At 55.6% G+C, this 12,772-nt stretch carries 9 protein-coding genes; 6 read left to right on the forward strand and 3 right to left on the reverse strand.

The genetic code is table 11. The features are described 5' to 3' along the window. Positions 1 to 107: 107 nt before the first annotated feature. The 3 genes from GNT65_RS04220 to GNT65_RS04230 all read left to right on the forward strand — a co-directional run bounded on the left by GNT65_RS04220 (position 108) and on the right by GNT65_RS04230 (position 3,269). Positions 108 to 1,052, forward strand: coding sequence for a LysR family transcriptional regulator (locus tag GNT65_RS04220; protein ID WP_160793856.1), 945 nt, complete (start codon positions 108 to 110; stop codon positions 1,050 to 1,052). A 99-nt stretch (positions 1,053 to 1,151) separates the two neighbouring features. Continuing rightward, the gene (locus tag GNT65_RS04225; protein ID WP_160793857.1) at positions 1,152 to 1,877 is read left to right on the forward strand and encodes a YebC/PmpR family DNA-binding transcriptional regulator; all 726 of its coding nucleotides are present in this window, start codon (positions 1,152 to 1,154) and stop codon (positions 1,875 to 1,877) included. A gap of 360 nt (positions 1,878 to 2,237) precedes the next feature. Continuing rightward, on the forward strand, positions 2,238 to 3,269 hold the full coding sequence (locus GNT65_RS04230) for a DUF4382 domain-containing protein (protein ID WP_160793858.1): 1,032 nt from the start codon (positions 2,238 to 2,240) through the stop codon (positions 3,267 to 3,269). 98 nt (positions 3,270 to 3,367) lie between these two features. On the opposite strand, the gene GNT65_RS04235 is transcribed toward GNT65_RS04230, so the two are convergent. After that, positions 3,368 to 4,816, reverse strand: coding sequence for an SO_0444 family Cu/Zn efflux transporter (locus tag GNT65_RS04235; protein WP_160793859.1), 1,449 nt, complete (start codon positions 4,814 to 4,816; stop codon positions 3,368 to 3,370). A gap of 3 nt (positions 4,817 to 4,819) precedes the next feature. Next, a complete protein-coding gene (gene zntR, locus GNT65_RS04240; RefSeq protein WP_160793860.1) occupies positions 4,820 to 5,296 on the reverse strand; it encodes a Zn(2+)-responsive transcriptional regulator in 477 nt (158 codons plus the stop codon). Between the two features lie 299 nt (positions 5,297 to 5,595). On the opposite strand from zntR, the gene purH reads away from it, so the two are divergent. The 3 genes from purH (at position 5,596) to GNT65_RS04255 (ending at position 11,853) form a co-directional block, all read left to right on the forward strand. Next, entirely contained in the window at positions 5,596 to 7,209 is a 1,614-nt protein-coding gene (gene purH, locus GNT65_RS04245) for a bifunctional phosphoribosylaminoimidazolecarboxamide formyltransferase/IMP cyclohydrolase (protein ID WP_160793861.1), read from the forward strand. 51 nt (positions 7,210 to 7,260) lie between these two features. Further along, positions 7,261 to 8,562 (forward strand): phosphoribosylamine--glycine ligase, encoded by a 1,302-nt coding sequence (purD, locus tag GNT65_RS04250; protein ID WP_160793862.1) that lies wholly within the window; start codon positions 7,261 to 7,263, stop codon positions 8,560 to 8,562. 288 nt (positions 8,563 to 8,850) lie between these two features. Beyond that, positions 8,851 to 11,853 carry a hypothetical protein gene (locus GNT65_RS04255; RefSeq protein ID WP_160793863.1) on the forward strand — a complete coding sequence of 1,001 codons (3,003 nt, stop codon included), beginning with the start codon at positions 8,851 to 8,853 and terminating at the stop codon, positions 11,851 to 11,853. A 99-nt stretch (positions 11,854 to 11,952) separates the two neighbouring features. Here the strand turns inward: GNT65_RS04255 and GNT65_RS04260 are convergent, their stop codons facing one another. Continuing rightward, entirely contained in the window at positions 11,953 to 12,759 is an 807-nt protein-coding gene (locus tag GNT65_RS04260; RefSeq protein ID WP_160793864.1) for an SDR family oxidoreductase, read from the reverse strand. Between the last annotated feature and the right edge of the window lie 13 nt (positions 12,760 to 12,772).

A 12,772-nucleotide genomic window follows, 5' to 3' on the forward strand; every position in this document is an offset into this window, starting at 1 on the left:
ACCCCCACGGATAAATACCTTGATTAGGATTTGATAGTTTACTACTGTCTTATAATATTTATTAGATAGTTAAAAAATTACCAACTGTTTCACAGGTGTAACAATAGATGGATTTGAATCGCATTCAGATGTTCGCCCAGGTGGTGGAAAAAGGCAGCTTCACCGCGGCCGCCAGGGCGATGGGACTCACCAAGGCAACGGTGAGCCGTAAGATCGCCGAACTTGAGACAGATACCGGGGTACAGCTGCTGTATCGCACCACCCGCGCCCTCAAGCTCACCGAGGCGGGTAGCATCTATTACAACAAGATCCAGCGGATCCTGATGGACCTGCAGAGCGCCGAAGACCAGCTCAGCGCCAGCCAGGAGACCATCAAGGGCAACCTGAAGATCGTCTGTCCCATAGAGCTGGGACAGTTGTTCTTCGGCCGCATCTTCGCCCGCTTTCTCGAGGCGCACCCGGAGATGACCCTGGACGCCGAGCTGACCAATCGTAAGGTCGACATGATAGAGGAAGGGATAGACATTCTGTTTCAGGTGTCAGATGTGCGCGACTCCCGCCTGCAATCCTATCGGGTGCTCAACACAGATAAATCTTTGGTAGCCAACCCCACTTACCTGGCACGTTATGGCATACCGACTACGCCACAGGATCTGACCTCCCACAAGGCGATTCGCCTCAAGTCGACCCATATCGACGGCGGCTGGACTCTGTTCGATGGCAAACAATGGATCACCATAGAACCCGAGGCTCAGCTGACGGTCAACAATGTCACCCTGGCACGAGAGGCCGCCATCGAAGGGTTGGGAATAGCCACAGTGCCGACCCTGGTGGCACAGGCTGCCATCGAAGAGGGGCTACTGATCCCCCTGTTGACTGACTTTCCCATGGCGCAGACCGCCATCACCCTGAGCTTTCCCCGCCGAGCCTATCTGCCGCGCAAGTATCGCGCCTTTATCGAGTATATCTATCAGTCCCTGTTTGACCGCAGGCCAGGGGAGATCCTGGAGATCCCTGATTTCATCACCCCGCCACCAGACTCGGGCGTTTAGGTAGCACAGATTTAACAAAATAAGCTCCAGAGTCTGCAAAATCGTCGATAAAGCTGCTAACATTGGGCCAATTTTTTTCGCTTAAAGAGATATCGCAAGATGGGAAGAGCATACCAGAACCGCAAAGAATCTATGGCCAAAACGGCTGGGCAGAAGACGAGACTCTACTCTCGCTACGGCAAAGAACTCTATGTTTGCGCAAAGAACGGTGGCTTCGATCCTGACGGCAACCTGGCACTACGCCATATGATCGCCAAGGCTAAGAAAGATCAGGTTCCTGCTCACGTCATCGAACGCGCCCTTGAAAAAGCCAAGGGCGGCGGTGGTGAAGACTATGAAACCGCACGTTACGAAGGCTTTGGCCCAGGTGGCGCCATGGTGATCGTCGACTGTCTGACCGACAACGGTAAGCGTACCTTTACCGAGGTGCGTCAGGCCTTTGTGAAAAACGATGCCAAGCTGGGTAGCCCTGGCACTGTTGGTCACATGTTCGATCATCAAGCGGTATTTGCCTTTAAGGGCGAAGATGAAGAAGCCGTACTGGAAGCCCTGATGATGGCCGACGTCGATGTGGCCGATATCGAGGTAGAAGACGGTATCATTAGCGTGTTTGCGCCTAACACTGAATTCAACAAGGCGAAGACCGCCCTAAACGAGGCCTTCCCCGAAACAGAAATGGAAGTGGAAGAGATCGCCTTCGTGCCGCAGACCATGACAGAGATTAGCGACCCAGAAGTGATCGCCCAATTCGAAAAATTCCAGGCCGCACTGGAAGACTGTGACGACGTACAAAACGTCTACCACAACGCCGACATCAAGGATTAACTCGAAGCTGAGTTAGCACCTCTTCGACCAGAAAAGCTGGCCGAAAGACACCCAGAACGATTCGTCAAACCCCTTGATGAATCGTTCTTTTTTTAGCCAACTCCACAGTGATTTCCCCGTAAGTTTTTTGACTCTCGCCAAGGCCTTGGCGTTTAGAGTAAGTGCTCACCACCCTGGCAATTAAACTTTATTCATAGTGCGCCTCGAAGCCCTGATTTAGGTGGACTTGAGCGTCCGTTGGCCTATTCTTATAGCTGCACTTAGAAAAGCAAGAATCAACCACGCCGAGACTCGCTGCCTCCCCTTAGGGCATCGCGAGCTTGGCACCATTGATTAACCAACATGATGAACAGGTAACCTATGAAGTATTCAAAATCGATTATCGCCATAGCACTCACCAGCCTACTCGCCGCCTGTGGTGGCAGCGACGACAAGTCTGAAACACCACAAACGGGTGTCTTCAGCCTGGGAGTATCGGATAACCCTGCCGATGCCAAAGTGGTGAACATCGCCTTCAAACAGGTGGTACTGAAAGGCAGCGATGGCTCCCTGTCATTCGACGTCTCAGAGGACGGCGAATTAAAACACGTCGACCTACTGACGGTACAAGGCCAAGAGGTTGAGACCCTGGTAAGCGGTCAGTCTATTCCTGTCGGCGAATACCAGATGTGTATCTATATGCAAAACAGCGAAGTGGCCGACACCAACAGCTCTTACGTAAAGACCATGGATGACATGGACGCGGGTCTGGTCACCAACAGCAACGGCAGCTGTGGCGGCGAGGGCGCCGAAGAGGAAGGCACAGGCCGTCTCTTCTTCAACAAGGCCTTCACTATCGCGGCGGGCGTAAACAACTTCGTCGCCGAATTTAACCTCTCTCAAGGCCTACAGGCTCCCCACGGCAACAAGGACTACTGGACCCTTAAGCCTACCTCGGTACAACTGGTCAACAACGCAGAAGTGGGTGCCATTCACGGTATGGTCGACGCCAGCGTGATGGCAGACTGTGAAGCTGCCGCCGGTGGTTCAGAGTTCAGCCCAGCCGTCTACCTGTACCCAACGGCAACTGCGCTGGAGAACATGCTGGACTTCCGCCCAGAAGCAGACGTTGTCGAGCCACAGATGGCGCCTATCGCCTCTGCACGTGTTAACCCTGTCACCGACGAGACAGAAACCGTTATTGGTTACGAGTATGAGTTTGGCTTCGTTGCCGGCGCCAACTACAGCCTGGGCTATACCTGTCTGGCACAGAATGACGATCCAGAAGTGGCTAACGGCGCAGATGACGTCGATGCGCCTTTCTTCATTCATGTGGATGAGCAGGACGTGACCGTCACTCAAGGCACCACCACAGAGCGTGACTTCAACGCAGCCGAAGCCCCTGCGACTTAAGCGGTCCTTGCCTATCTTCCGGCTTGTGAAATAACTCACAACACAGACAGTAAAAAGGCACTCTATTGAGTGCCTTTTTTATTGGTTGAAGCTGGCTCTTAAGAGCAGCAATCCCGGCGCCACCAGTTCTTCGGTAGCTTGGCCAGCAAGACCTTGAGCATCAGTATCGCCAGTATGATCCCCGAGGCATTCACCACCACAGAGGGCAACAGGTTATGCTGCTCACCCACCTGTGGCATCACCTCGAACCCAAAGGTCGCCACCAGGTAGTTCACCAAGACGCCCGATACCAAGGCCACCCCCAAGACGCCACCCAGATAGCCATAGAGGGCGCGCTTACCCAGCTCCTTGGTCACCACCCCTAGGGTAGCGATATTGGTCGCCGGACCCGCCAACATGAAGACCAGCACGGCACCCGGCGATACTCCGGCCAGCAACAGACCCGCCGCAATCGGTGTAGATGCCGTGGCGCAGATATACATGGGAACAGAGATAAGCACCATCACCAGCATAGCCAAGATGCCATCGCCCCACTTGGCCATGAAATCCCCCGGCACATAAGTCTGCACCAGGGCCGCAAAGAAGAGACCGATCAGCAGCCAGATGGTGGTGTCACGTACCAGGTCTGTCGCCGCATAGTGCAGGCCCTTGCCCATGCGCGCCAGTACCGAGGTGCCCTTGAGTTCGCTGGCCACATCTTTGGTGGACTCACAGCAGCTCTCACCTTGGCTAGCACTCTGATCTTCCGCTTTAGCACTCGTCGAACAGCACGAGCTAGCCGCCTTCATCTCTTGCTTGCTGCTACAACATGAGCTGACCGGCTTCGGCTCGGGGACCGCCTTGCTCGCACAACATGAACCGCTTGCGGGCTTAACCGCCTCTGGTTTAACCGTCTCTGGTTTAACCAAAGCTTCTGGCTTAACCACGGCATCAGGACTCAAAGGGCGCATCATCATGGGAGAGGCATCCGCCGTCATGCGCACAGGTGCACTGGGCTTATCGCCGCAGCAGCTCGATGACTCAGCCTTATCGAGCGACCTCTCATCAGGCTTTTCGGCAGCCTTACTGCTACAGCAGCTGCTCGCCTCAGCCTTGTCCGCCCCGTTTTGCTTAGAAGTGGCCGATTGTGCCACTTCCTCTGTCTTGGCTTCGTCATCATCACGCCCCACCAACAGGCCGGCGACTATGGCGCTGGTGACAGCGGCTATGGGCCTGACAACCGCCATGAAGGGGCCGAGCAGCACATAGGAGACGCTCACCGAGTCGATGCCCGTCTCAGGGGTCGACACCAGAAATGAGGTAGTTGCCGCCTTTGAGGCACCCGAGCGGCGCAGACCGACTGCGGCAGGGATCACGCCGCAGGAGCAGAGTGGCAGGGGCGCGCCTAATACGGCGGCCTTGATAGTGGTCTTCACCCCATGACCGCCCAGCTGCTTCTGCATCCAGGTCATGGGCACAAACATCTTCAACATACCGGCAAGCACCAGACCCAACAACAGCCAGGGCGCGGAATCGAGAAAGAGATCGATAAAATTAGATAACAACATAGGTTAACCCTTTAGCTTACAACTGGTTTTATATTCGGTTTCGCCGTGATCATGGCTGTGGTTCTCACACTTCACCTCGACGTTGGACTCGAGCGCCTCCAGGATGGAGCAGTGCTCGGCGCTTTCCGGCCCGCCGCAGCAGGCATCGGATAGCCGCTGCAGAGAAACGCGAAAATGATTCAGCTCGGCGATCTTCTCTTCCACATTGGCCAGCTTGATATCCACCATCCCCTTCACATCGGCGCAGGCCCAGTTGGACTTGTCCAGATCGATAGATAGCAGCTCGGTGATCTCCGACAGGGTAAAGCCCACCGCCTTGGCCCGCAGGATGAAGCGCAGCCTTTCGGCGTCTTGTTCGCTGTAGAGGCGATAACCCGAGTCGCTGCGCATCGACGGTGACAACAGGCCATGTTTCTCATAGAAACGCAGAGTATCGGCCTTGACCTCACACTGCTTGGCTAACTCTCCAATACGATACATATTGCCTCCACGGAGCCTTTGTTCATTGCGATAGTGCCAGTATAAACCTTAGAGTTAAATCTAAGGTCAAGGGTTATTCTGCCGTAAATCCTAATCTGTTGCTTGTTCGCTATGGCGTATTGTGAAATCGCACAGAAAAAAACGGCATGGCACACAGTTTTACGTTAAAATATGCGCGCCGCGATGGGAGTACACAGTTTTGAGGGGCTTTTGGAAAGCAATACGCCTATGGTTAGCAAGTGCTAACTGTTCTGCTTTCCGAAAGATCCTTAAAATAACCACTGGACCCTGTACCTAAAATGAATAATGCCAGACCTATTCGTCGCGCGCTGTTAAGCGTTTCTGATAAAACCGGAATCCTGGAGTTTGCACAAGCCCTGCACGCTCAAGGTGTTGAACTGCTATCTACCGGCGGCACCGCCCGTCTGCTAGCAGACAACGGTGTGCCTGTCATTGAGGTCTCTGACTACACGGGCCATCCTGAGATCATGGACGGCCGCGTAAAGACCCTGCACCCTAAAGTGCACGGCGGCATCCTCGGCCGTCGCGGTATCGATGAGATCGTGATGGAACAGAACGCCATTAAGCCTATCGATCTGGTTGCCGTTAACCTCTACCCATTTGCCGAAACTGTGGCCAAAGAAGGCTGCACCCTGGCCGACGCCGTGGAAAACATCGACATCGGCGGTCCAACCATGGTGCGCTCTACCGCTAAGAACCACAAAGACACCACCATTATTGTTAACGCCAAAGACTACGATCGCGTGATCCAAGAGATGCAGGCCAACCAGGGCAGCACCACGCTGGAGACACGTTTCGATCTGGCTATCGCCGCCTTCGAACACACGGCCGCCTATGATGGCATGATCGCCAACTACTTCGGCACCCAAGTGCCACCGCACGCGGTGAATGGGGTACCGGCGCACAGCCAGGACGAATGCCACCAGGATTCCAAGTTCCCACGCACCTACAACACTCAGTTGGTGAAGAAGCAAGATCTGCGTTACGGCGAGAACAGCCACCAGAACGCCGCCTTCTATGTGGACCTCAATATCGACGAAGCCTCGGTTGCCAGCGCGACTCAGCTACAAGGTAAGGCACTGTCTTACAACAACATCGCCGATACCGATGCGGCGCTGGAATGCGTCAAAGAGTTCAGCGAGCCGGCCTGTGTTATCGTCAAGCACGCCAACCCTTGTGGTGTTGCCATCGGCAAGGACCTGCTCGAGGCCTACAACCGTGCCTACCAAACCGACCCAACCTCAGCCTTCGGCGGCATCATCGCCTTCAACGGTGAGTTGGATGCCGAGACCGCCAGCGCCATCGTCGAGCGTCAGTTTGTCGAGGTGATCATCGCGCCAGTCGTCAGCCAGGCGGCACGCGACGTAGTGGCGGCCAAGGCTAACGTGCGTCTGTTGGAGTGTGGTCAATGGACCACCAAGACCCGCAGCCTGGACTACAAGCGCGTCAACGGCGGCCTGCTGCTCCAAGACAGAGACCAAGGCATGGTCGAGATGAGCGACATCAAGGTGGTGACCAAGCGTCAGCCTACCGAAGCCGAGATGAAAGACCTCATGTTCTGCTGGAAGGTGGCCAAGTTCGTTAAGTCTAACGCCATCGTCTACGCCAAAGACAGCATGACAATCGGCGTGGGTGCGGGCCAGATGAGCCGCGTCTACAGCGCCAAGGTGGCAGGTATCAAGGCCGCCGATGAGAATCTGGAAGTCGTAGGTTCTGTCATGGCATCCGATGCCTTCTTCCCCTTCCGCGATGGTATAGACGCGGCCGCAGCCGCCGGTATCAGCTGCATCATCCAGCCGGGCGGTTCGATTCGCGATGAAGAGATCATCGCAGCGGCCGACGAGCATGGCATGGCCATGGTCTTCACCGGCATGCGCCACTTCCGTCATTAATTTGCTTTCGCGCCTGGGTCACAAGCCCGGGCGCCGTTTTAAGGATATAGCATGAACGTATTAGTAATAGGTAGCGGCGGACGCGAGCACGCCCTGGCCTGGAAGGCCGCCAAATCGCCGTTGGTCGAGAAAGTCTTCGTGGCGCCGGGCAACGCCGGCACAGCGCTGGAGCCTAAGCTTGAGAACGTTTCGATTGCCGTCGAAGCCATCTCTGAGCTGGTAAGCTTCGCCAAGGAGCAGGCGATCGAGCTGACTATCGTCGGCCCTGAAGTGCCGCTATCCCTAGGCGTGGTCGATGCTTTCAACGAGGCCAAGCTGCCTATCTTCGGCCCGACCCAAGGTGCGGCGCAGCTAGAGTCTTCTAAGGCGTTCACCAAGGACTTCCTGGCTCGCCACAATATTCCGACCGCAGCCTATTCGAACTTCACCGAGATCGAGCCAGCCAAGGCTTATGTCACAGAAGTCACTGCCAACACTGGCTTCCCTATCGTCATCAAGGCCGACGGCCTGGCGGCGGGTAAAGGGGTGATCATCGCCCAGGATCAGACCGAGGCCGATGCGGCTATCGAAGATATGCTGGCCGGTAACAAGTTTGGCGAGGCGGGTTCTCGCGTAGTGATCGAGGAGTTCCTCAAGGGCGAAGAAGCCAGCTTCATCGTCATGGTCGACGGCAAAAACATTCTGGCCATGGCCAGCAGCCAGGACCATAAGGCCAGAGACAATGGCGACAACGGCCCGAACACAGGCGGCATGGGTGCCTACTCTCCAGCACCTGTGGTAACACAAGAAGTTCATGACTGGACAGTGGAAAACGTCATTCGTCCAACCGTAGATGGCATGGCCGCCGAGGGCAATGTCTACACAGGTTTCCTCTATGCCGGCCTGATGATCGCGCCAGATGGCAGCGCCAAGGTACTGGAATATAACTGCCGTTTCGGCGACCCAGAGACCCAGCCAATCATGATGCGTCTCAAGTCAGATCTGGTCGAGCTCTGCCTGGCCGCCACCCGTGGCGAGCTGGACAAGGTGAGCGCCGAGTTCGACAGCCGCGCCGCCGTGGGTGTGGTGATGGCCGCCGGTGGCTACCCAGATGCCTATCGCAAGCACGATGTGATTCAGGGACTGAACCTGGGCGGCGATGATGCCAAGGTATTCCACGCGGGCACCAGCATGAAGGATGACCATGTGGTCACCAATGGCGGCCGCGTACTGTGCGCCACAGCACTGGGTGAAAATGTGACCCAGGCGCAGCAATGTGCCTATCAGTTGGTCAACGAGATCCACTGGGATGACGTCTATTTCCGTACCGATATCGCCTATCGCGCTATCGCCCGGGAAGGCGAGCAGGCCTAATACCCACAAAGGGATATTCATGAGAAGTTGAGATCTGGATCACGCTCAGTTTTCATGCAATAAAATCGCATAAAAGCACCTATACTCTACAAGGGTATTAGGTGCTTTTTTATACGACTCAATAAGTTAAGCGCTACTTTCGAATCATGTATTAGAAATAGCCTGAATACATTATTTATCTACAATAAAAACCACAATATTAGCATAATTCAATATTTTACCCTCGTATTGCAGCAGATTATTCACATATGTATACTCGCCGCCTCTGTTTTTTAAGCTGGAGGCTTAATGAGATACTTACCCCTGTTATTCACCCTTTTACTCACCGCTTGCGGCGGAGGCGACTCGGACAGTCCTGCACCGCAACCCGAAAAACAAGCGCACCCTGGCATTCAAATTCAGGCTTTAGTACAAGCCTATGCACCAGATCAGCGTCTCAGCCCCGCCATCACGGGCAAGTTAGGCAGCATCAGCTATCAATTGGTTGATGGCGCCCCGACCGATGTGGTCAAGATCTCTGCCGACAAGCAGTATCTCTCTATCCTAAATGCCGGCACTACAGAACTTGTCGCCACAGATAGCGGCAACAGCCAGACTAAATCGGCCAGCCAACGCTTTAGCATCAGCATCAGTAAGGCCGCCCGTTCACCGCTACTGACCAATGATATCAGTCAGAGCTATGTTGCCGGCGCCCAGCTGTCCCCAAGCATCAGCGGTGTCAAAGGCACCCTCAGCCTGACGCTGGCCGAGGATCAGCCTGCTAACGTAGTAGCGATCGATGCTCAGGGTAAGATCAACGTGCTAGGCAGCGGCAGCGTGAAGCTGCTGGCCAAGGACGATGGTGGCCGTAACTTCGAGGCAGATACCCGTGAGTTCAACATAAACATTGCTCCGGCCGAGACCGCCTTTGCCACCTATCAGAATATCGCAGGCAAGCCACTGATCTTTGGCGGTAAGCTACTGCCAGTCTATAGCGGCATGCCCACCAGTGAGGTCCACTACCAGCTGGCCGCGGGCGCCAATACTCAGGTGGTTCAGGTGCATCCCACCACTGGGGCGATGAACATACTTGGTGCAGGTGAGACCCAGGTTGAGGTGCAACAAGTCGCGCCGGCCAACCATACTCAGGTGCCAGTTCAACGCTTTAGCGTTCAGATCGACAAGGCGCAGAACCTTGCCTTAAAGGCGAGCGATGTGACCACACGTTTCGACGCCGATAAGACGGCTAGCTTCGATGTCACTGGCGTCCAGGGCACACTGCATTTCGCTATCAAGGCGGGTGCAGCCGAGGATATCATCAGCATCACAGATGCCGAGCAGGGAGAGTTTAATTTCCAGGGCGTAGGTGAGACAGAGGTTGAGGTAACAGATACGGGTAACGATAACTACCTGAACGCCAGCCGCACCTTTAAGGTCAAGGTCGAGGCCATGATCGCCAGTTCACTGCAGGCAATCAGCCTGGACACCCAATATCAGGCTAATCAAACCCTGACGCCACAGATCGTCGGTGCCAATGGCAGCCTGAGCTATAGTCTAGCTCCCACCAGCGCCACCGATGTGGTTACACTGGATGCGACAACCGGCCAAATGCAGGTGCTCAAACCCGGCACGGTCGAGGTGATCGTTAAAGACGATGGCGGCGAACTGTGGACGGCTCAAGAGCAGCAATTTAGCGTCACCATAACCAAACAAGACAACAACTTGTTCGTGGTGGAAAATAGCCGTGTGGACTATGCCGCTAACGCCCTCTTCACCCCCCAGCCTAGCAACAATCAGGGCCAGGTAAGCTATCAGGTAGAGAATGGCGGCGACGGCGTCTTCAGCCAGGATGCCGATACCAAGGCGATCACCATTGTCGGTGCAGGGCGCGGCTGGATCACCGCAACCGATGCCGGCAACGACTTCTACCACCCCGCCAGCAGCCGTTTCTTCGTCGATGTGGCGCCGCTATACGGTAGCCTGCAGATATCGTCCGTGCGCAGCCAATACGCGCCGGGCAAGACCATCGAAATCCCTATGTCGGGTGCCATCGGCAACCTGAGTATGAAGCTACATAGCGGTCAGAGTGATGTGGTCAGTGTCGACCTGGCCAATAAGACGCTGACGGTCAAGAACACGGGCAGCGTCACCTACATAGTGACAGACAGCGGCGATGCCGGTCACCTGTCGCAAAAGGCCGAGCTGAATGTAGTGATCGACAAGGGTAGCGAAAACCCAGAACTGGCACTCTCTAGCGCTTTGGTCAGCAGTGTGTATAGCCCTGGTGCCAGCCTAAATGTCCCTGGTATCAGCGGTCGCGGAATCGACAGTGAGCTCAGCTACTATGCGGATACTGCATCCAGCAAGGTGATTAGCCTGAACGAGACGACAGGTGAGATGACAGTGAAGGCGGCGGGCATCGCCGAGGTTACTGTGATCGAGCAGAGCCGTAACTATGAACGTACCCGACGCGACTTCAACGTTAGCATAGCCAAGGCTGCTCACCCCGGCCTCAGCCTGGATGAGATCACTCAATCAGTGGTCTACTACCCGGATCGCAAGGTGTTACCACCAGAGTTTACCAACGCCTTTGGTAACCTCACCTATGCCTTCGGCCTCCAAGTATCACCCGAGTATGCCGAGCTCACCTCGACGGGCGAACTCACCCTGCACGCCTATCCGCGTTCAGGCGATAACGACTACTTCGATATCATAGTCACCGACGATGGCGGCAACAACTATCAGAGTGCCAGCCTGAACTACAAGCTGTTCCTCAGGGATATCGAGCCAGGCCTTGGCGAAGAAGCCAGCCTGACCTTCGATGGTAGCGAGCTGCAGATGGTCTCGCCGGCAGAGGTTGGCGCCGGGGACGTCTCCTACTTCACCGCCATCGGCGGGCGTGGTGATGCGCTCAGTAAGGATGAGGACGATGAACTGAGAGGCGGCTACACCACTATGGTGACACAGGTATGTACCGACCCTGACAATTACAAGGGCTGCACCTTCATCACCCTCAGGCTGCAAAACACCAGCCTGTGTAGCGATGGTAGCCGAGTAGCCTATCCGATTGCCTCCAAAAGCCGCTACACCTGCCCAGGCTTAAGCCAGCCGGTCAGCTCTGAGGTCACAGTCAGCATGAATGAAGAGGATCCTTACAACGCCTGGTTCGTCAACCCGGGACGTTTCCAAACCATCAAACCGATTGTGGTGACTCATTTTGCCAAGCCATATCGCAGTGGCGACGTGGTCGAGGCGGGTGACATTGAGGCCAGAGCCTGGTGGCTGATTAACCTGGATATCACCAAGGAGTAAGCTCCCCTTAGCTCATTAGACTAAAAAGCCCAGTTTTCACTGGGCTTTTTATCAGGCATTCTCTCCCTGCTCGCTAGCAACGGGCTTTAGTTAGGACAATCAATGCCCTGAGGCGATCGCCTTGCGGGCGATCTTGTCAATCAGGCTTGGAGCGATAAGCTTAAACCAGCGGCCCAAGCGGCCACGCGTTGAGGTAATAAGCAGTCGCTTACGCCCGGCAATAGCCGGCAGCATCATCTGGGCGCACTGCTCGGCAGTGATGATCTTAGCCTCCTGCATCGGACTCTTACCGAGAGGATTCCCCTGGCCATCCAAGGCGCGTTTATGGATCTCAGACACCACGAAGTCGGGACAGATATGAGTAACGGCCACATCGTGCTCCACCAGCTCGATACGCAGCGAGTCGAAGAAACCCATCACGGCATGCTTAGAGGCGCTGTAACCACTGCGGGTGGGCACGCCGGTTAGGCCCGCCACCGAGGCCACCACCACTATCTGCCCGCGACTGGCCTTAAGATGCGGCAGGGCAAAATGGGTCAGCATGGCCGGAGCCAGGTAGTTAACCTGCATCACACGTTCGAGAATGGAGAGATCTTCAAGATCATCGAAGCGCGACCACATGGTCATGCCGGCATTGTTGACCAGAATATCCAGGCGACCAAAGTGAGCCACGCAGGCATCGATGAGGCCTTGGCAGGCGGTGGCGTCTGTCACATCGGCGGGGATCACTAAGGGCGGCACGCTGGCGATGGATGAGAGCTCCTGCTCCAAGGAGTGCAGTCGCCCCTGACTGCGGGCGGTGAGTACCAGACGACAACCCAGGGGCGCCATCGCCTTGGCCAAGGCGCGGCCTATGCCCTCGGAGGCGCCCGTGATGATAACGACCTTACCGGCTAAAGCTTGCATCGAAAACCTAAGG

This window comes from Shewanella insulae (assembly GCF_009831655.1).
In the GTDB taxonomy this organism is placed as follows: domain Bacteria; phylum Pseudomonadota; class Gammaproteobacteria; order Enterobacterales; family Shewanellaceae; genus Shewanella; species Shewanella insulae.

Bases quoted from the DNA above. Each gene is read 5' to 3' on its own strand.
- GNT65_RS04220 (WP_160793856.1), top strand. From the start codon at position 108: ATGGATTTGAATCGCATTCAGATGTTCGCCCAGGTGGTGGAAAAAGGC.
- GNT65_RS04225 (WP_160793857.1), top strand. From the start codon at position 1,152: ATGGGAAGAGCATACCAGAACCGCAAAGAATCTATGGCCAAAACGGCT.
- GNT65_RS04230 (WP_160793858.1), top strand. From the start codon at position 2,238: ATGAAGTATTCAAAATCGATTATCGCCATAGCACTCACCAGCCTACTC.
- GNT65_RS04235 (WP_160793859.1), bottom strand. From the start codon at position 4,816: ATGTTGTTATCTAATTTTATCGATCTCTTTCTCGATTCCGCGCCCTGG.
- zntR (WP_160793860.1), bottom strand. From the start codon at position 5,296: ATGTATCGTATTGGAGAGTTAGCCAAGCAGTGTGAGGTCAAGGCCGAT.
- purH (WP_160793861.1), top strand. From the start codon at position 5,596: ATGAATAATGCCAGACCTATTCGTCGCGCGCTGTTAAGCGTTTCTGAT.
- purD (WP_160793862.1), top strand. From the start codon at position 7,261: ATGAACGTATTAGTAATAGGTAGCGGCGGACGCGAGCACGCCCTGGCC.
- GNT65_RS04255 (WP_160793863.1), top strand. From the start codon at position 8,851: ATGAGATACTTACCCCTGTTATTCACCCTTTTACTCACCGCTTGCGGC.
- GNT65_RS04260 (WP_160793864.1), bottom strand. From the start codon at position 12,759: ATGCAAGCTTTAGCCGGTAAGGTCGTTATCATCACGGGCGCCTCCGAG.